17 protein-coding genes are annotated in these 17,663 nt (G+C 58.0%); 6 read left to right on the plus strand and 11 right to left on the minus strand.

Annotation, left to right across the window (positions count from 1 at the left end; genetic code table 11):
• Nucleotides 1-10: 10 nt before the first annotated feature.
• Nucleotides 11-1,660, plus strand: coding sequence for a DNA repair protein RecN (recN, locus tag ABJF76_RS03880; protein WP_413821252.1), 1,650 nt, complete (start codon nt 11-13; stop codon nt 1,658-1,660).
• A 102-nt stretch (nt 1,661-1,762) separates the two neighbouring features.
• Complete coding sequence (locus ABJF76_RS03885) at nt 1,763-3,451, plus strand: chloride channel protein (RefSeq protein WP_413821253.1); 1,689 nt, start codon at nt 1,763-1,765, stop codon at nt 3,449-3,451.
• A 50-nt stretch (nt 3,452-3,501) separates the two neighbouring features.
• On the opposite strand, the gene ABJF76_RS03890 is transcribed toward ABJF76_RS03885, so the two are convergent.
• From ABJF76_RS03890 to ABJF76_RS03920, 7 genes are all read right to left on the minus strand, one after another.
• Entirely contained in the window at nt 3,502-3,846 is a 345-nt protein-coding gene (locus ABJF76_RS03890) for a DUF427 domain-containing protein (protein ID WP_413821254.1), read from the minus strand.
• 167 nt (nt 3,847-4,013) lie between these two features.
• The gene (locus ABJF76_RS03895; protein ID WP_413821255.1) at nt 4,014-5,804 is read right to left on the minus strand and encodes an aminopeptidase P family protein; all 1,791 of its coding nucleotides are present in this window, start codon (nt 5,802-5,804) and stop codon (nt 4,014-4,016) included.
• 46 nt (nt 5,805-5,850) lie between these two features.
• Nucleotides 5,851-7,728, minus strand: coding sequence for a cobaltochelatase subunit CobT (gene cobT, locus ABJF76_RS03900; protein ID WP_413821256.1), 1,878 nt, complete (start codon nt 7,726-7,728; stop codon nt 5,851-5,853).
• Nucleotides 7,725-8,168 carry a DUF4240 domain-containing protein gene (locus ABJF76_RS03905; protein WP_413821257.1) on the minus strand — a complete coding sequence of 148 codons (444 nt, stop codon included), beginning with the start codon at nt 8,166-8,168 and terminating at the stop codon, nt 7,725-7,727. The genes cobT and ABJF76_RS03905 overlap by 4 nt, the downstream gene beginning before the upstream one ends.
• A 1-nt stretch (nt 8,169) precedes the next feature.
• Nucleotides 8,170-9,156 (minus strand): cobaltochelatase subunit CobS, encoded by a 987-nt coding sequence (cobS, locus tag ABJF76_RS03910; protein ID WP_413821258.1) that lies wholly within the window; start codon nt 9,154-9,156, stop codon nt 8,170-8,172.
• A 184-nt stretch (nt 9,157-9,340) separates the two neighbouring features.
• Complete coding sequence (locus ABJF76_RS03915; protein WP_413821259.1) at nt 9,341-9,907, minus strand: excalibur calcium-binding domain-containing protein; 567 nt, start codon at nt 9,905-9,907, stop codon at nt 9,341-9,343.
• An 81-nt stretch (nt 9,908-9,988) separates the two neighbouring features.
• Nucleotides 9,989-10,615 (minus strand): DnaJ domain-containing protein, encoded by a 627-nt coding sequence (locus tag ABJF76_RS03920; protein WP_413821260.1) that lies wholly within the window; start codon nt 10,613-10,615, stop codon nt 9,989-9,991.
• A 73-nt stretch (nt 10,616-10,688) separates the two neighbouring features.
• Here ABJF76_RS03920 and ABJF76_RS03925 point away from each other — a divergent pair, with 73 nt between their 5' ends.
• Nucleotides 10,689-10,946, plus strand: coding sequence for a BolA family protein (locus ABJF76_RS03925; protein ID WP_413821261.1), 258 nt, complete (start codon nt 10,689-10,691; stop codon nt 10,944-10,946).
• A gap of 9 nt (nt 10,947-10,955) precedes the next feature.
• Here the strand turns inward: ABJF76_RS03925 and ABJF76_RS03930 are convergent, their stop codons facing one another.
• Both ABJF76_RS03930 and ABJF76_RS03935 read right to left on the minus strand, forming a co-directional pair.
• Nucleotides 10,956-11,483 (minus strand): DUF4177 domain-containing protein, encoded by a 528-nt coding sequence (locus tag ABJF76_RS03930; protein ID WP_413821262.1) that lies wholly within the window; start codon nt 11,481-11,483, stop codon nt 10,956-10,958.
• Nucleotides 11,484-11,578: 95 nt separating this feature from the next.
• A complete protein-coding gene (locus tag ABJF76_RS03935) occupies nt 11,579-12,025 on the minus strand; it encodes a thioesterase family protein (protein ID WP_413821590.1) in 447 nt (148 codons plus the stop codon).
• Nucleotides 12,026-12,174: 149 nt separating this feature from the next.
• Here ABJF76_RS03935 and ABJF76_RS03940 point away from each other — a divergent pair, with 149 nt between their 5' ends.
• Nucleotides 12,175-13,350 (plus strand): class I SAM-dependent methyltransferase, encoded by a 1,176-nt coding sequence (locus ABJF76_RS03940; protein ID WP_413821263.1) that lies wholly within the window; start codon nt 12,175-12,177, stop codon nt 13,348-13,350.
• Nucleotides 13,351-13,360: 10 nt separating this feature from the next.
• Here the strand turns inward: ABJF76_RS03940 and ABJF76_RS03945 are convergent, their stop codons facing one another.
• Nucleotides 13,361-15,112 carry a helix-turn-helix domain-containing protein gene (locus tag ABJF76_RS03945; protein ID WP_413822511.1) on the minus strand — a complete coding sequence of 584 codons (1,752 nt, stop codon included), beginning with the start codon at nt 15,110-15,112 and terminating at the stop codon, nt 13,361-13,363.
• Between the two features lie 144 nt (nt 15,113-15,256).
• On the opposite strand from ABJF76_RS03945, the gene ABJF76_RS03950 reads away from it, so the two are divergent.
• Complete coding sequence (locus ABJF76_RS03950) at nt 15,257-15,418, plus strand: hypothetical protein (RefSeq protein ID WP_413821265.1); 162 nt, start codon at nt 15,257-15,259, stop codon at nt 15,416-15,418.
• An 84-nt stretch (nt 15,419-15,502) separates the two neighbouring features.
• On the opposite strand, the gene gatB is transcribed toward ABJF76_RS03950, so the two are convergent.
• Nucleotides 15,503-17,026 carry an Asp-tRNA(Asn)/Glu-tRNA(Gln) amidotransferase subunit GatB gene (gatB, locus tag ABJF76_RS03955; protein WP_413821266.1) on the minus strand — a complete coding sequence of 508 codons (1,524 nt, stop codon included), beginning with the start codon at nt 17,024-17,026 and terminating at the stop codon, nt 15,503-15,505.
• A gap of 148 nt (nt 17,027-17,174) precedes the next feature.
• On the opposite strand from gatB, the gene ABJF76_RS03960 reads away from it, so the two are divergent.
• Nucleotides 17,175-17,663 carry a hypothetical protein gene (locus tag ABJF76_RS03960; RefSeq protein WP_413821267.1) on the plus strand — a complete coding sequence of 163 codons (489 nt, stop codon included), beginning with the start codon at nt 17,175-17,177 and terminating at the stop codon, nt 17,661-17,663.

A 17,663-nucleotide genomic window follows, 5' to 3' on the forward strand; every position in this document is an offset into this window, starting at 1 on the left:
ATATTGTCTGATGCTGCGCGGCCTTGATATCTCGAATATGTTGATCATTGACCGGCTGGAACTTGAGTTCCAGCCCGGTCTGAATGTGCTGACGGGGGAAACCGGGGCGGGCAAGTCTATCCTTTTGGACGCGCTTGGCTTTGTTCTGGGCTGGCGTGGTCGGGCGGAACTGGTGCGCCAAGGCGCTGCGCAGGGCGAAGTTACGGCCGTCTTTGACCTAACAGAACATCACCCCGCGTTGGCTATCCTGCAAGAGGCGGGTCTGCCTGTGTCGGACGAATTGATCCTGCGTCGGGTGAACACGGCGGATGGGCGCAAAACGGCTTGGGTCAATGACCGGCGGTGTTCGGGCGAAGTGCTGCGCAATCTTAGCGAGACATTGATCGAATTGCATGGCCAACACGATGATCGTGGCCTTTTGAACCCGCGTGGGCACCGTGCCATCCTTGACGAATTTGCCCAAAACGATGCGACCCGTGCAGCCACACGCGCGGCCTGGCGCACGATGGGACAGGCGCGCAAAGCACTGGCCGAAACCGAGGCGCAGATGGCCGCAATCCGAGACGAAGAAGAATTCCTGCGTCATGCCGTTGCCGAATTTGACGACCTCACCCCCCAACCGGGAGAAGAGGCGACCCTCGATACCAACCGCCGCATGATGCAGGGGGCGGAACGCATTCGCGAGGATGTGCAACGCGCCTTTCAAGTGTTGGGCCATGACGGGGCAGAAGGCGCGCTTGGCGATGCGATCAGCTGGCTTGATGGCGTTGCCGAAAGCGCAGAGGGCCAATTGGATGCACCGCTTGCAGCATTGGCGCGCGCGCTGAATGCATTGGATGAGGCAAGCGACGGCATTGTGCGTGCCCTTGAGGGCATGAGTTTTGACGCCTCGGATTTGGAAAACACCGAAGAGCGACTGTTTGCCATCCGCGCCTTGGCGCGCAAACACGATGTGGGGGCGGACGAACTTGCCGTTTTCGGGGACAACCTGCGGGCAAAGCTGTCGGCGCTTGATGCGGGGGATGCGGATCTAGACCGTTTGCGTGACGCCGTGCGCGATGCCCAAGCGGGCTATGACGCGGCGGCTGACAGGTTGCACGCAGCGCGCCAAAAGGCAGCGCGCGCATTGGACAAGGCCGTGATGGGCGAACTTGCGCCGCTCAAGATGGAGCGCGCGGTGTTTACCACGCAAATCGGCGCAGGCGAACCCGGACCGGATGGCCGCGACGAAGTTGCGTTCAGTGTGGCAACCAACCCTGGCGCGCCAGCGGGTGCGTTGAATAAGATCGCTTCGGGTGGGGAATTGTCGCGTTTCTTGCTGGCGCTTAAGGTTTGCCTGACCCGTGGGCAATCTGGCCTGACTATCATCTTTGATGAGATCGACCGCGGCGTGGGCGGTGCAACGGCCGATGCGGTCGGGCGCAGATTGGCAACGCTTGCCGAAGGTGCGCAAGTTCTGGTCGTGACCCATTCGCCGCAAGTGGCTGCACTTGGTGCGCATCATTGGCGTGTGGAAAAGCGGGTCAACAAGGGCATGACGACCTCAACTGTTGTTCCACTGGCACCCGCCGAACGGGTGGATGAAATCGCGCGGATGCTGGCAGGTGACACGATCACAGAACAGGCACGGGGTGCCGCACGTGCACTTTTGACGGGCTAAGCCCCACTTTCCCCGCGTATCGCTTCGGATCAGGGTTTCGCACTTGCGGGACTTGACCTACACGGGATGCATTCCTTGCCAAGTGCGATGTGCAAAAGACCCATGGCCAGCCTGAACCGTTCCTTTGTGACCAAACACATTGCCGTTGTGATCAAAACCTTTCGCGACGGTTGGTTGCTGCTGCGGGATCGCGGACCATCTCAAATTCAATTCTGGTTCATTGCGCTTGCGATTGGGATCGCAGCAGGCTTTGCCGCGCTGTTCTTTCGCAAAGGGATCGAGGCCACGCAGGCTTGGCTTTATGGTACGGACGATGTGCAAAACTTACATAGCTTTGTGTCGTCATTACCATGGTATTTGGTGCTGATCATTCCCATCGTTGGCGGATTGCTGACGGGTTTGATCCTGCACAATTTCACCAAAGACGGAACGGTGCGCAGTGTTGCTGATGTGATCGAAGGCTCTGCATTGCGCGATGGGCAGGTCGGTACACGCGCCGGTATTGCCTCGGCATTTGCGAGCTTTATCACGCTCTCGTCGGGTGGATCGACAGGGCGGGAAGGGCCTGTGGTGCACATTGCAGCGGTCATTTCCACCAAAGTGTGCCGCTGGATCCAAGCCGACGGCATTACGGGGCGTGATTTGTTGGGCTGCGCTGTTGCGGCGGCTGTGTCTGCCAGTTTTAACGCACCGATCGCGGGCGCGTTGTTTGCACTAGAAGTGGTGTTGCGCCACTTTGCTGTGCATGCTTTTGCGCCCATTGTCATCGCTTCTGCGGCCGGTACGGTTATCAACCGGTTGGAATACGGCGACGTGACGGAGTTCTTACCGCCCGAAGCGAACGAATTGGTCTTTTATCAGGAACTGCCGGCCTTTTTATTGTTGGGGCTATTTTGTGGCTTGGTTGCGGTTGTTCTGATGCGATCCATCTTTTGGGCGGATGATGTGGGCACTGCTTTGCAGGAAAAAACGGGCATTCCGCGCTGGTTGCGCCCTGCGATTGCGGGGGCGATGCTGGGCGGGCTTGCGATTTTTTATCCCCATATCATCGGAGTCGGGTACGAAACGACGTCGATGGCGTTGATGGGGCAATTGGCGCTGAACGATGTGATGGTTTTTGTCGTGATGAAAACTGCGGCTGTGGCCATCACCATGGCGGGGCGCATGGGCGGCGGTGTGTTTTCGCCGTCTTTGATGATTGGGGCGTTGGCGGGGTTGGCCTTTGGGCTGGTGGCCACAAGTCTTTTTCCCGAGGTGTCGGGCGAAGTGTCGCTTTATGCATTGGCGGGCATGGGGGCTGTTGCGGCGGCTGTGTTGGGGGCGCCGATCTCGACCACGTTGATTGTGTTCGAATTAACGGGGGATTGGCAGACAGGATTGGCGGTCATGGTGGCGGTATCGATCTCAACCGCGCTGTCTTCGCGCTTGGTCGATCGCAGCTTTTTCCTTAGCCAGATCGAACGCAAGGGCGTGCATTTGGCTGCCGGACCGCAGGCGTATTTATTGGCGATGTTCCGTGTGAGCGGTGTAATGCGTGCGCCGGATGATCCGCGCGCTGCGGACGACGCGCGCTGTTGGGAAATGATTGGCGAGGGCATCTATGTGGATGCCAGTGCGACGCTTGAGGTGGCGTTGCCGGTCTTTGATCGCACTTTGGTTCAATTTATACCGGTGGTGACCCTGACGGGCCAAGACGCAGCACCAGAGTTGAAAGGCGCGTTGTTTCATGTGGATGCGTTGAAGGCCTATAACCGAGCCTTGGCGGCAACTGCGGCCGAGGAACACAGTTAACGACGGTGGGCGGCACTGTTTGCTTGCGCAAATGCGCCCACCCACCGGCCCTATATCTGTTCGACGGCAACGCCTTCGCTTGTGTAAAACGCCAGATGGTCTTTGATCCGCGCGACGCTGTCTAGCGGGGTCTCGTATGTCCAGACTGTGTTGGTCAGTGTCTGGGATTTGGTCACCACTGAAAAATAGGTCGCATCGCCTTTGAAGGGGCAGTTTGTGACCTTGTCCGTTTGGTCCAAAAACGCCATGGCGATGTCTGCGCGCGGGAAATAGATGACGGGCGGATAGCCGTCTTCGATCAATTCCAGCGCATTTTGACTTTCGCCCAGCACTGCGCCACCTGCGCGTACGGTCCAAGTGCCCTCGGCTTTGCGGATTGTGATTTGACCAGCCATGTTGGGCCTCCTTTTGGGGTATGTAACGCGTTTCGAATTTGGCTTTAGGCAATGGTGCGGCCGCGCTCTTTGGTCCAACAGGATAAAAGGCGCGGATTGTCCTAGGTCAAAATCCAAAAGCGTGGGGTGCGCAGTGCGCGCTGTTTAGCAGATGAATGGCAGGTGGACTAGAGCGGGCGACACGCAATCGCAAGCCACGCACGCGCAGCGTCCGATACGCGCGGACCGATGCGGGCAAGTGTCTGTGCGTGATAGGCATTGAGCCATGCGCGCGACGCGATATCCAACATGTCTGGCACAATCAAACGCCGGTCAATCGGGGCATAGGTCAAGGTGCGCCATGTCAACATGTCGCGCTGCGCATCGCCGCCTTCGGGGCATTCAGCGGCTTCAACCACCAGCAGGTTTTCGATGCGAATGCCAAAGGCGCCTTCGCGGTAATAGCCCGGTTCATTGGATAGAATCATGCCAGGCTGAAATGGAACCGTACTCACGCGGCTCAGCCTTTGTGGCCCTTCGTGCACAGACAGATAGGCCCCAACACCGTGGCCAAGCCCGTGGTCGAAATCCTGATGGGCATACCATAATGGCGCGCGCCCAATTGCCTCAATGTCGCGACCCGCCAAGCCTTTGGGCCAGATCAGGCGGGACATGGCAATCATGCCACTTAAGACACGGGTGAAAGCGGCGCAGGCTTCTTTTGGGGGTGTACCAATTGGGATGGTGCGGGTGATGTCAGTGGTGCCGTCAAGATATTGGCCGCCACTGTCCAAGACGATCAGATGCCCGTCTTGCAGCGTGCTGTCGGTGTCTTCGGTCACGCGGTAGTGCATGATCGCGCCGTTGGGGCCTGTGCCTGCGATGGTCTCAAAGCTGATGTCTTGCAAGGCGTTGTCGCGGCGGCGATATGTTTCAAGTTGGCTAACCACTTGGGTTTCACGCAAGGTGCCGGGGTCTTGCGCATCAAGCCAGGCCAGCAATTCAACAACGGCTGCACCATCGCGCAAGTGCGCTTCGGCACTGCCTTTGATTTCGGCGGCGTTTTTGCAAGCCTTGGGCAGCGCACAGGGGTCAACACCCCACTGCACGCGCGCACCAACAGTGTCGGCCACGATCATAGGCACTGACGATTTATCAAGCATGATAGGCCCATCTAGGACCTCAAGCTTGGCCAAGAACGCATCCGGCATGTGGCACGTAACGTCGCGGCCTAAATGGTCGCGCACATCGCCCAGCTTAGCGTCGTCCATGAACAAATCCACAGCGCCTGAGGCATGCAAAATTGCGAAACCCTGTGCAATCGGATTGCGGGGGATGTCCGCGCCGCGCACGTTCAACAACCAGCACAAGCTGTCGGGCAAAGTGATCACGGCACTTGCGGCACCTGCCTGCGCAATCGATGCACCAAGGCGCGCGCGCTTGTCACTATGGCTTTCACCGGCAAATTCAATTGGATGAACCTTGGCAGGCTGTGCCGCCGGGGCTGGTTGATCTTGCCAAACCCGGTCCACAAGGTTGGCACATTGTACCATTGTGATGCCTGATCCAGTCAAAGCCTCTTCAGCTTGCGCGATCTGGCTGGGCGTGTGCAACCACGGATCATAACCGACACGACCACCCTGAGGCAGCTGTTCTTTTAACCATTCAGCAAGGCTGACCTCCGGCCATGGCACGGGGGTGAATACATCTGCAACCTGTGCCTTAACCTGAGTGCGATAGCGCCCGTCAATGAAAACGCCCGCCACGTCGCGCAGGGCCGCACAAAAACCGGCCGATCCGGTAAAGCCTGTCAGCCACGCCAATCGCTCATCCCGAGGTGATACATATTCCCCCTGATGCGCGTCGGCACGCGGCACCAAAAAACCATCCAAACCCTCAGCTTCCAACTGAACCCGTAAGTCAGATAACCGGGGTGGACCCTGCTCAGGGCGGGCTGTGACCTCAAAACTCTGAAACATGATCCACCTTCATTTTGCTAAGGAAACTCTCCCCGAAGGGCCGTTTTCAACCCGCTCGGCGCATGCCCATGACGCGGGCCCGTGCGCGCGGATCACTGTCAAACAATGCCGCCAATTGTTCGGTCATTGCACCAGCCAATTGTTCCACATCCGTGATGGTCACAGCGCGGTCGTAATACCGTGTCACATCGTGCCCGATTCCAATGGCGAGCAACTCAACCGCCCGCTTGCGTTCAACCATTGCAATGACATCGCGCAGGTGTTTTTCAAGATAGTTGGCGGGATTCACAGACAACGTGCTGTCATCGACAGGCGCACCATCTGAAATCACCATCAGAATTTTACGCGCTTCTGGGCGGTTGATCATACGGCGATGCGCCCATTCCAGCGCCTCTCCGTCGATATTTTCCTTCAGCAAGCCCTCTTTCATCATCAGACCCAAATTGGGGCGGGTGCGGCGCCATGGGGCATCGGCAGATTTATAGATGATGTGGCGCAGATCGTTCAAACGACCGGGCTGGGCAGGGCGGCCTTCGTTCAACCATGCCTCGCGTGCAAGGCCACCTTTCCAAGCGCGGGTGGTAAAGCCAAGGATCTCGACCTTGACGTTGCAACGTTCAAGGGTGCGGGCCAAAACATCGGCGCAGATCGCGGCAATGGAAATCGGGCGCCCACGCATGGACCCCGAATTATCAAGCAGCAAAGTCACGCAGGTGTCGCGGAATTCAGTGTCTTTTTCGACCTTAAAGGACAAAGGCGTGGTCGGGTTCGCCACGATGCGGGCCAAACGACCTGCATCCAACGTGCCTTCTTCTAGATCAAATTCCCAAGACCGGTTTTGCTGCGCCTGCAAACGGCGTTGCAACTTGTTGGCCAACCGACTGACCGCACCCTTAAGGGGTTCAAGCTGCTGATCAAGATAGGCGCGCAAACGTTCCAATTCGACGGGATCAGCCAAGTCTTCGGCAGCGATTTCTTCGTCATGAGTGTCGAGATACACCAAATAGTTCGGATCGGCATCCGACATGGGCTGCGGGGCAGGGGGTTCAAGCGGCGCTTCGCCGTCGGGCATCTCGGCCTCTTCGCCCATTTCCTGATCCGCCATGTCGTCCATGGAAACCTGAGCCTGAGAGGCGTCCTGCTGTTCTTCCTGAGAGGATTCGGGCGAGGCGTCCTCGTCCTCTTGATCCTGATCGTCTTGGCCGGTGCTGTCTGGATCTTGTTCTTCTTCAGATCCCTCTTCGGCGTCTTCTTCCTGATCTTCGTCGATCTGATCGGGGTCGTCGCCCAACTGATCGCCATAGCCTAGATCCGTGATCACTTGGCGGGCAAACCGGGCAAAGGCAGCCTGATCATCAAGCAGATCATCCAAACGATCCAGCGTACCGCCCGCCTGATCCTCGATAAAGCCGCGCCACTGTTCCATGGCGTTTTGCGCCCCACCGGGCAAATCACGCCCCGTTGCCAAATGGCGCACAAGATAACCAGCCGCTGCGGCCAAAGGCACATCACTGGACTGTTTTACATGGTCATAGCCACGGCGCATGGCATCGTGTTTGATCTTGGCATCAATGTTACCCGCGGTGCCGGGCATGTCGCGCGCGCCCATTGCTTCGCAGCGCGCGGTTTCCATGGATTCGTACAAATCCCGCGCCATCTCTCCTTGCGGAGAATAGCGCGCATGGGTCTGACCATTGTGATAACGGCGGTGCAGGGCCAACGCGTCCGCTGTGCCGCGCGCGAGCATCACCTCGTCGCGGGTCATGCGGCGGCTGACCTGCGGCAAGCGCATCGCGTCGCCAGAGACGCCCGAAGGATCGACAGAATAGCTAACGTTCAGTTCGGGGTCATTGGCCATGACCTTGGTGGCCTCGGAGAGGGCCTTTTTGAACGCGTCGGCGGGGTTGTCGTTGTTGTTGGTCATGAGAGCCAACCCTCTTTGTTGTGGTAGCTCTCTGGGGACACAGAGGCTTCAAACAGCATTTCGTTACCTGTTTTATGAAGGTACGCATCTTGAGCGACGTAGTATAGTGTTTCCAACCAATCCGTTGGCCATCGTCTTGGCCAAAACGGCGCCGCCAGAAATTTCTCGTAATAGGCCTGTCCTTGAGCAACGATGGAAAGACGTTTGTAAAGAAATGGGTCCGCTGATCCAGATTTCCATATCAACTTCTTGTAGTGTGCCCGTGTGTCAAGCGCATGCAGTTTCTGTGCTAGGGTTTCCTGAAACCAGAATATGGTGGTTTCATCAGCCTTTGCCAACTCTGTCGTCAACGCTGACACACTAGAGGTCGAATCTGACCAACCATTGCCTTCGATGAGCGCAATGAATTTCCAAAACCTATCATCATTCGACGGCGTCACATCACCCCAAGCTCACACTCGCCGCCGATTCCGGCAGTTCTTCATCAAACAATCGTTGATAGAACTCAGCAACGGTCTGGCGCTCCAACTCGTCGCATTTGTTCAGGAACGATAGGCGGAAAGCATAGCCCACATTGCGGAAAATTTCAGCGTTTTGCGCCCATGCGATCACCGTGCGTGGGGACATCACGGTCGACAAATCGCCGTTCATAAACGCGGTACGGGTCAGGTCGGCAACCGTTACCATCTGCTTGACGGTCTTGCGCCCCTCGGCCGTGTTGTAATTCGGGTTCTTGGACAACACGATCGCGGTCTCTGCATCAATGCTAAGGTAGTTGAGCGTCGCCACCAATGACCAACGGTCCATCTGACCTTGGTTGATTTGTTGCGTGCCGTGGTACAGGCCAGTGGTATCGCCAAGGCCCACCGTGTTGGCGGTCGCAAAGATACGGAAATTGGGGTGAGGTTCGATCACCGTGTTCTGGTCAAGCAACGTCAGCTTGCCGTCCACTTCCAGCACGCGCTGGATCACGAACATCACATCCGCACGGCCCGCGTCATATTCGTCAAAGACGATGGCGCATGGGTTTCGCAAAGCCCACGGAAGGATTCCCTCTTGGAAATCAGTAACCTGCTTGCCGTCTTTCAACTTGATCGCATCCTTGCCGATCAGATCAATCCGGCTGATGTGGCTATCAAGGTTCACACGAACGGCCGGCCAGTTCAGGCGGGCAGCGACTTGTTCGATGTGGGTTGATTTACCCGTGCCGTGATACCCTTGGATCATCACACGGCGGTTGTGGCTGAAACCTGCAAGGATGGCGAGCGTGGTGTCTGGGTCGAACTTATAGGTTGGGTCCAGCTCAGGAACGCGATCACTGCGCTCTGCAAACCCTTTGACCACCATATCCGTATCGATGCCAAAGACCTCGCGGACGGAAATGTCTTCGCTTGGTAGTGCATTGATATCCATCGCGCCGTCCGCCATTTCGCCGTTCCTTCAAAAAGCATGATCGCGCCCATAATTGGGCGTCGTGATTGTCGTGCAACATAGCGGGCGCACGGACAAGGGAAAGGGGAAACTGGCCCCCATTTTTGCACGAAAGATGCACAAGCCCGTAGGCGTGAATGCACAAGAAGCTGTGAGCTTTGGTTTGTCAGCGTCTGTGACGCTAACATCCACCGTAATTTTTGCTTCCTGAAGCGGATACGGTGTACCGTCCTCCCCTAGGCCCAGTGTAGCACCTTGGTGTGTAACGTGGGCGGGATACCCGCGCGGGTTGCCGGGCTTTCTTTGCAATAGAGGATATCCGTGTACCCCACTCGCAAGCAAGACCGTCACCATCACGGTCCAGATTGTGAGGGTCACTGGACGGTCCGCCTTGGGAAAGAAAAAACCGCTGTGCTTGCCATGACGCGCCGAAGTCAGAACAGTTGCGCAAATCGTGCCCTTTCTCCTTTACGCTAGCGTCTGCTTGCCGAGAGTAGCTGGCGACGCCAAATCGTGATGATGTTCGCTGTCCGATGTAAGAACTACCGAAAGTGGCTTGCCCTCGTGAAGCCAGCTCGGTTTCCACGTATGCAAGCTGCAAAGCGCCAGTTTGAGGGTTTCGTTGCTCGGCCCAGAGTTGAATTGAAGAGGCATTTGAAACTGCCCGAGAAATAGACGCAGAGTCATTAGTCGAACATGCGGCCTGAAGCAGGAGCCCCATAAATACAAAAGCCAAAGCTCGCTTCATTGCCGTCTCCCGCTGCCAATACACCCATGCACGTTGGCCGCGGAATTGAAACGGGTCAAGGTTTTCCGTGATACACAATTTTCACTTAAAGTTGCGGCTGTCCTTGACCTGATCCCAAGCCCAAACGACCTCTTGCAGCTGTTCTTCTTGGCTGCGGTCGCCGCCGTTCATATCCGGGTGCAGTACTTTGATCAGGGCCTTGTACGATTTGCGTATCTCGGCCTTGGTCGCATCTGCAGACGCTTCCAGAATGTCGATGGCACGTTTTTCGGTGGGCGGCAGTTTGCGCGCTGCCGCGACGCCGCCGCGACCGGGGTTTTGGGTGGCGTTCTTGCCCAGAACTTGATGGGGGTCCTCGATGCCAAGGCGGGCCCATGCGCGTGCTTCGGGGTCGGCGATTGGCTTTGTGGCACGTTCCCAGACTTTGTCTTTGGATTGTTGCGCGTTGATCTCGGCCTCGGTCGTGCCGTCAAAGAAATTCCATTTCAGGTTATATTCGCGCACGTGCTGCTGACAGAACCAGAAAAAATCATCCAAAACGTCAGGCGCTTTGGGCGCGCGAAATTTGCCCGGCTCTTGGCAACCTTCGTGATCGCACAGTCGCGTCGATGTTTCAGACGCGCCAGACATGCCGCGACGGCCCCGCGGATTCTTCTTTTTTGCTGAAGAAACAGACATATCGAAACCAAAGGGATCTGACTTAGCCATGTGTTGGTCCTTTTCGACTCAGGCGGCAGAGTTTAGGCTATAGAGACGAGGATAAAAGGGGTCTGGAAAAAAAATGTCAGTGCGTCAGGAAATTGAAGAGTCGTTGAAGGCGGCGTTTGATCCCAGCCACATCGTTGTCGTTGACGATAGCGCAAGTCACGCGGGCCACGCGGGGGCTCCGGCGTCCGGTGAAAGCCACTTCAATGTCGTCTTGCGAAGCGCTGAATTTGAAGGAAAAAACCGCGTTTCACGGCACCGCGCTGTGCATGCGGCACTTGGACCGGATCTGATCGGGCGCATTCATGCGCTTGCTCTTGATCTAGACGTTTGACGCCGCGATTTAATCTGTCGATTTGTCTTCAAGTCGTTGGCTGACAAGCTTCTCAAGCGACGCTGTCACGTCGCCAGCGTCATTGATGTCTTCGACACCGTTGTCGGCCGGGGCTTGGGTAGCAGGTTGCGACTGCGCATCTAGTGTTGCGGCGGCATCGTGGTCAGAGGCGGCACTTGGCGCGGCATCTACGGGCTCAGGTGTGTCGGCTTGCGGGGTGTCCACAGCTAACGACGCCATTGGCACTGGTGATATGGTGACAGGTGGAGGCAGCAATTCCGGTTCAAAATCGTCGATGGCATCGACCAGCGCACGGCGAAAGACCAAAAGGTTGCGCCATTCAGTGTTGCTGCCAGTCAGGCCCGCACGTTCAACCGAAGGCAACGTCTCTGCACGCTGATATTCCCAGCCTTCCGCGCCCATTTGGTTCATCAACGCTTCCAAAGCATTGGCAAAGCGGTTTTCGGCCCCTTTGATGCCGGGACTTTTGATCCCCTTTTTGGGGGCAGGTACAACTTTGTATTCCCAACCAGACATGCGACGCCTCTTTTTTGATGTTGAGGCCGTATAGCGGCATGGATTGATGGTGAAAAGCCCGCCAACGACAGTTGCGGCGGCACTGTGCAAATGCGCTACGGTTTCGGAATTCCAATGCTTGCGCCCAAGCGCTTGGGACGGGGCAGAACGCTGTGCGCAGCCCCGACGCGGGACAGGTTCGCCAAAATGTCGGCAGGCATCGGGGCAACGCGCGGTCCGGATTGGTCCACATGCAGCGTCATAGCTTCGCCCGTTGCGGCCAGCCAGCCATCAGTGTGCCAGATTTCCGAATAGGAATGGAACCGTTTGGCGTCAAAATCCACAAGATGAAACGTGACTGTAACCGGATCATTCACATGCAATTCCCGCACATAGGCCAGATGAAATTCCGCAACATACGTCGTGTTGCCGGTCTTGGTGTGGTAGTCAGGCCCAAACCCCAAGTCGCCATAGATTTCGTCGGCACATTGATCGAACAACACATTGTAATATGCCATGTTCAGATGACCGTTAAAGTCGATCCATTCCGGTTTGACAGTCATAACAGAAGATCGAAACGGGGCGGGATATGGCACAGGCTTGGGCCTTTCGGGCTTGGATTAACGCGCCTATAGGATAACGCGGATGCCTGAGCGATTGCACCCCCTCACAGCCGTGATAGTTTGCGCCAAACCGACAGCAGGACATCCCCATGAGCGACCTTGATGTGCAGGCCCAATACGAGGCCTATCCCTATCCCGAACGCAAACCCACCGACGAACGCAAGCGGCTGATCACCGGGTCGCCGTCACTGCCGGTCGAGATGGACCATTGGCTGTGGGGCGGCGCGCGCGATTGGTCGCAGCCTTTGCGCGCTTTGGTTGCCGGGGGCGGCACGGGCGATGCGTTGATCCAACTGGCGCAGTTGCTGACAGATGCGGGCCGCCCGTTTGAGATCACCTATCTGGATATGTCCGTGGCCGCGCGGCGTCTGGCCGAAAAGCGGGCCGAGGTGCGCAAGCTCAAGGGCATCACCTTTGTCACCGGGTCGCTTTTAGATGCGGGCGAGTATGGGCCATTTGATTATATCGACTGCTGCGGCGTGCTGCATCATCTGGCCGACCCGCAAGCTGGGTTTAACGCGCTGGCCGGGGCCTTGGCGCCGGGGGGCGGTATGGGGCTGATGGTCTATGCGCCGCACGGGCGGTCTGGCGTGTACCCGCTGCAAGCCGCCTTTGGGCGCATGTTCGCAGGGCTGCCGCCCGAAAAGCGCCTGAAACGAGCCAAGGCGGTGTTTCGCGCGCTGCCCGACGCGCACCCGTTCAAACGCAACACACGGCTTGTGGATCACGAACAGGGCGACGCGGGGTTTTACGATCTGCTGCTGCACGGGCGCGACCGGCCCTTTAGCATCACGGAACTGATGGGCGCGCTGGACAGGGCGGGGCTGGAATACGCAGGCAGCCCGCAGGCGATGCTGTATGATCCGACACCGCTGGTTGGCGACGGGGCGGCAGCCCTTGACCCTGTCGAAACCATGCAACTGGCCGAAGACCTGCGCGGCACCTTTAAAACCCACGTGATCTATGCCCGCGCCAAAGGGCAGGTGGTGCCGCCCCCCTTGGGCCAAGACGATGCCGTGCCACACCTGCGCGGCGGCGGGGCCGAAGGGCTGGCCGCCCATGTGGCCAAGACGGGGCGGATCATCATCGACACGAGCGGCGAGGCGTTTACGTTCGATGTGCCCAAAGAGGCGGCTGCGATGATTGCGCAGGTGGACGAGGCGCGAAACCTTGGCACCATCCGTATGGGCGGCGATGCAGAGGCATGGCGCGCAGTCGAACGTGCGCTGTGCCCGTCAGGGATGATGCATTATTCGCGGTTGTGAAGCGCGCGGGTTACGCTTCCGTGGCCTCATCCCCCAACGCGTCCATGGCGGCTTGAATGTCCGCGCGGCTTCGTGTCGCTTTTTCATAGTTGAATGACATGTTTTCGGGGTCAAAGACCTCTAACGCGCCATCTACCGCAGCAAGTGCCGCCGCCAAATCATCACGGGGGTGCTGCGCATCCACGCGCTCTGCGCGCGCAAGCAAGGCAACCGCGATGTTTTCCTGCGTCATAGCCCACTGCACGGGCTGATCCGCGCGGGTGCGCACCTCAAGGGCGGCGCGAAAGGCCGTGACGGCCTGTGCCAGCAAGTTCGCGCCTTTTGGCCCATCGGTGTGGGTGCCTTGATGTTGCAGGGCTGCGCCAAGGTTGTTCTGCGTCGTGGCCCAATTCACGGGATGATCCGCGCGGGTGTACACCTCAAGGGCAGCGCGAAAGGCTGCGACGGCCTGTGCCAGCAAATCCGCGCCTTTTGGCCCGTCGGTGCGGGTGCCTTGATTTTGCAGGGCAATGCCAATGTTGTTTTGCGTCATGGCCCAGTCCACGGGATGATCTGCGTGGGTGTACACCTCAAGAGCGGCGCGATAGGCCGCGATCGCCTGTGCCAGCAAGTCCGTGCCTTTTGGCCCGTCGGTGCGGGTACCTTGGTTTCGCAGGGCTGCGCCAAGGTTGTTCTGCGTCATGGCCCAATCGACGGGATGATACGCGCGGGTGCGCACCTCAAGGGCGGCGCGATAGGCCACGACGGCCTGTGCTAGCAAGTCCGCGCCTTTTGGCCCCTCGGTGCGGGTGCCTTGATTTTGCAGGGCAATGCCAAGGTTGTTCTGGGTCATGGCCCAATCCGCGGGATGATCCGCGCGGGTGCGCACCTCAAGGGCGGCGCGATAAGCGGCGACGGCCTGTGCCAGCAAATCCGCGCCTTTTGGCCCGTCGGTGCGAGTGCCTTGGTTTCGCAATCCGATCGCTTCGGTATTTTTCCCTGCCGCCCAAAGCCATGCATTTAATGATCTAAGGTCGTCGGTTGCCGTTTGACGCATCATTTCAACGCTAAGTGGCAAGCCTGCGCCGCCAAACCGCATGTCATGTCTCATTATTTTTTCGGCATAGCCAAGTATCTTGCGCCGCGCAGGTTCCAACAGATCAACGGCGGCAAAGCTGTCGGCGGCGGCGCATAGGATGCGATAGGCTTGGTCGACCCGCCCGCGCAGCAACGCATTGTTGGCGCGCAGTTCGGCGGTTTTGGCGGCCTCTTCCAGCTCGACCTCTTGCACGCGCGATAGCAAGTCTTCGACCTCGTCCAGATTGACGCGTGCAATGGCGTCTTGGGCGGCGGCCTTGAGGTTGGAAAGGCGGATCAGCCCGTCGTCGATGTTGTCGACTTCGGATTTGAGGGCGCGGTGTTCGTCGGCCTTGAGGGTCAGCAGGCGGCGCAATTCGCCGTCGGGCATTGTGTAAACCCCGTCCAGTTCAAACCGCGCGGCAAGGTTTTGCAAATCTTCGCGGCTGAGCGCGGGGATATTGGCAAGTTGTTCGGCAGCGGGGCGGGCTTGCCGGATCGGTTCCATTTCCGCAGCCGAGATTTTTAGAACGTCGCAGAGTTTCTGGATCGTCGCCTCTTGCGGTTTTGTGTGCCCATTTTCGATTCGCGAAATATCCGCTTTGCGGCCCGGATCACCAAAGACATCACCGGCCAGTGTTTCTTGCGTCAGGCGTGCTTCGCCTCGCTTGCGCTTGATCAGCGCGCCAAATGCAATCCGGTCCAACAACTTTCCACAACTCCCCACATCTTTCCGCACCGGGCGGTCCACACCTTTGTGGCAACGCATGCGCGGGGCTGATGCCGCATCATACCCTTGCGCAAAACGTAACCAAGTCTGGCCAGACGCTCAATCACAAAGGGAAACGCCATGTATGAGCGTATGAAAAAGTTGATGAATATCTGTCTGTGTCACCGTGCAATGTATGGGTCATTAAGCGCCAGCCACGGTTGGGCGGCTTGGGTGACCGAAAAGCCCGAAGTTTATGTGCCGATGTTGCTGCTTTATGCAGTGTTGGCAGTGCGGGGGTAGGAGTGCCTTTACGCCAATGGGTGCCGCTCTCGCGCATCCCTATGGGATACGCTGCCGCGCACGGATCGTGGCGACGAAACGGGGCTATTGCCCGAGTTTTTTCGCTACGATCTCGTTCACAGCCTTAGGGTTCGCCTTGCCCCCAGTCGCCTTCATCACCTGACCCACAAACCAGCCTGCAAGCTTTGGATTTTGCAGCGCTTTTTCGACCTGTGCGGGGTTGGCGGCGATGATCTCGTCTACGGCGGCTTCGATCGCGCCGGTGTCTGTGACCACTTTCATGCCGCGCGCTTCGACCACTTCGGCGGGGTCGCCGCCTTCGGTATAGATGATCTCGAACAGGTTTTTGGCGATCTTGCCGGAAATCGTGTCCGCCGCGATCAAATCCAAGATCCCGCCCAATTGCGCCGGTGACACGGGGCTTTCGGTGATGTCGGTGTCGCCCTGTTTCAGGCGGCCAAACAATTCGTTGATCACCCAGTTGGCGGCCTGTTTGCCGTCGCGCCCATCTGCCACGGCTTCAAAATAATCGGCGGTGGCGACATCGGCGGTCAGAACCGACGCGTCATAGTCCGTAAGCCCATAGTCACCCATAAAGCGCGCCTTTTTGGCGTCGGGCAGTTCGGGCAGGGTGGCTGCGATCTGATCCACCCACGCCTGTTCGATTTCAAGCGGCAGCAGGTCGGGGTCAGGGAAATAGCGGTAGTCATGCGCCTCTTCTTTGGAGCGCATGGACCGTGTTTCGCCCTTGTCGGGGTCATACAACCGGGTTTCTTGATCGACTTTGCCGCCGCCTTCGATAATGGCGATTTGGCGCTTTGCCTCGATCTCGATCGCTTGTTGGATGAAACGCATGGAGTTCATGTTCTTGATCTCGCAGCGGGTGCCGAGGTGGGAAAAATCCTGCGTTTCCTGATACTTTTCGTATTGGCCGGGAAGGCACACCGACACGTTCACATCGGCGCGCATGGCACCGGACTGCATGTCGCCGTTGCACGTGCCCAGATAGCGCACGATCTGGCGCAGTTTGGTCAGAAAGGCGGCGGCTTCTTCGGGGCCACGGATGTCGGGTTTGGAGACGATTTCCATCAACGCCACACCTGTGCGGTTCAAGTCGACAAAAGACAGGCTTGGGTCCATGTCGTGAATGGATTTGCCCGCGTCCTGTTCCATGTGGATGCGTTCGATGCGCACAAGGCGCTTTTTGCCTAGCTCGGGGCCGGGGCCCATTTCGACCAACACTTCGCCTTCGCCCACGATGGGGTGGTACAGTTGGGAAATCTGATAGCCTTGCGGCAGGTCGGGATAGAAATAGTTCTTGCGGTCAAAGGCCGACGTCAGGTTGATCGCGGCCTTCAGGCCCAGCCCCGTGCGCACGGCCTGTTCGACGCAATATTCGTTGATCACGGGCAGCATGCCGGGCATGGCCGCGTCCACAAAAGCGACGTTGGCATTGGGCTCGGCCCCGAATTGGGTCGATGCACCGGAAAACAGCTTGGCGTTGGAACTGATTTGGGCGTGGACTTCCATGCCGATCACCAGTTCCCAATCGTGCTTGGCCCCTGCGATGGTTTTGATCTTGGGTGTCTCGTAAGTCAGATCCAGCATGGCGCGTCTTTTCCGGTTGGTCAGGGTACGAAACGGGAATAGATCAGCCCTTGCGTCGCCGCAAGAGGGCATCGGTTCAACATGCACCGTTCAGGGGCGCGACGATTGCGCACCTTGGCGTGGCCATGTTTTGTGGCAAAGTGTCTTCATGGACATCAAAGAAACATCCGCTCCGTCCGGCAGCCTGATCGCGGCTTATTCTGCGCGCGATGGCTACTATACCGATTGCTTTGAAACCCCTTGTGAACAGGACGTCACGTTGCCCGACTTTATGAACGCGTTTTATACGCAATTTCTGTTTCGCGCCGAACGTGTGGTGCTGCGTTTTGCAGCGCGCGCGCCTTCGACGGATTCAGAGGTCGCCGCATTGGCCGCCGGAACATCCACGCGATTGGCCATTTGGCAGGTCGAGGACCGGCGCGCTGATCAAGTGCTGTTGCGCGAAAAAAGCGGGCGGACTGCGTCGTGGTTGCAGGTCGATGACGGGCTTCTAAGATTTGGATCGGTCGTTGTTCCGGTCGCAGGGCGCGGGGGAAAGCCAACGTTAGGGCCTGTGTTTGACAGCCTTATGGGCGCACACAAAGTGTATTCACGCGCGCTGTTGTCTGGGGCTGCACGCCGATTGGCGCGATCTTAA

Source organism: Tateyamaria sp. (assembly GCF_039940735.1).
In the GTDB taxonomy this organism is placed as follows: Bacteria; Pseudomonadota; Alphaproteobacteria; order Rhodobacterales; family Rhodobacteraceae; genus Tateyamaria.

What these genes read in the sequence shown, in the direction of transcription:
- recN (WP_413821252.1), top strand. Translation starts at nt 11, where the DNA reads ATGCTGCGCGGCCTTGATATCTCGAATATGTTGATCATTGACCGGCTG.
- ABJF76_RS03885 (WP_413821253.1), top strand. Translation starts at nt 1,763, where the DNA reads ATGGCCAGCCTGAACCGTTCCTTTGTGACCAAACACATTGCCGTTGTG.
- ABJF76_RS03890 (WP_413821254.1), bottom strand. Translation starts at nt 3,846, where the DNA reads ATGGCTGGTCAAATCACAATCCGCAAAGCCGAGGGCACTTGGACCGTA.
- ABJF76_RS03895 (WP_413821255.1), bottom strand. Translation starts at nt 5,804, where the DNA reads ATGTTTCAGAGTTTTGAGGTCACAGCCCGCCCTGAGCAGGGTCCACCC.
- cobT (WP_413821256.1), bottom strand. Translation starts at nt 7,728, where the DNA reads ATGACCAACAACAACGACAACCCCGCCGACGCGTTCAAAAAGGCCCTC.
- cobS (WP_413821258.1), bottom strand. Translation starts at nt 9,156, where the DNA reads ATGGCGGACGGCGCGATGGATATCAATGCACTACCAAGCGAAGACATT.
- ABJF76_RS03915 (WP_413821259.1), bottom strand. Translation starts at nt 9,907, where the DNA reads ATGAAGCGAGCTTTGGCTTTTGTATTTATGGGGCTCCTGCTTCAGGCC.
- ABJF76_RS03920 (WP_413821260.1), bottom strand. Translation starts at nt 10,615, where the DNA reads ATGGCTAAGTCAGATCCCTTTGGTTTCGATATGTCTGTTTCTTCAGCA.
- ABJF76_RS03925 (WP_413821261.1), top strand. Translation starts at nt 10,689, where the DNA reads ATGTCAGTGCGTCAGGAAATTGAAGAGTCGTTGAAGGCGGCGTTTGAT.
- ABJF76_RS03930 (WP_413821262.1), bottom strand. Translation starts at nt 11,483, where the DNA reads ATGTCTGGTTGGGAATACAAAGTTGTACCTGCCCCCAAAAAGGGGATC.
- ABJF76_RS03935 (WP_413821590.1), bottom strand. Translation starts at nt 12,025, where the DNA reads ATGACTGTCAAACCGGAATGGATCGACTTTAACGGTCATCTGAACATG.
- ABJF76_RS03940 (WP_413821263.1), top strand. Translation starts at nt 12,175, where the DNA reads ATGAGCGACCTTGATGTGCAGGCCCAATACGAGGCCTATCCCTATCCC.
- ABJF76_RS03950 (WP_413821265.1), top strand. Translation starts at nt 15,257, where the DNA reads ATGTATGAGCGTATGAAAAAGTTGATGAATATCTGTCTGTGTCACCGT.
- gatB (WP_413821266.1), bottom strand. Translation starts at nt 17,026, where the DNA reads ATGCTGGATCTGACTTACGAGACACCCAAGATCAAAACCATCGCAGGG.
- ABJF76_RS03960 (WP_413821267.1), top strand. Translation starts at nt 17,175, where the DNA reads ATGGACATCAAAGAAACATCCGCTCCGTCCGGCAGCCTGATCGCGGCT.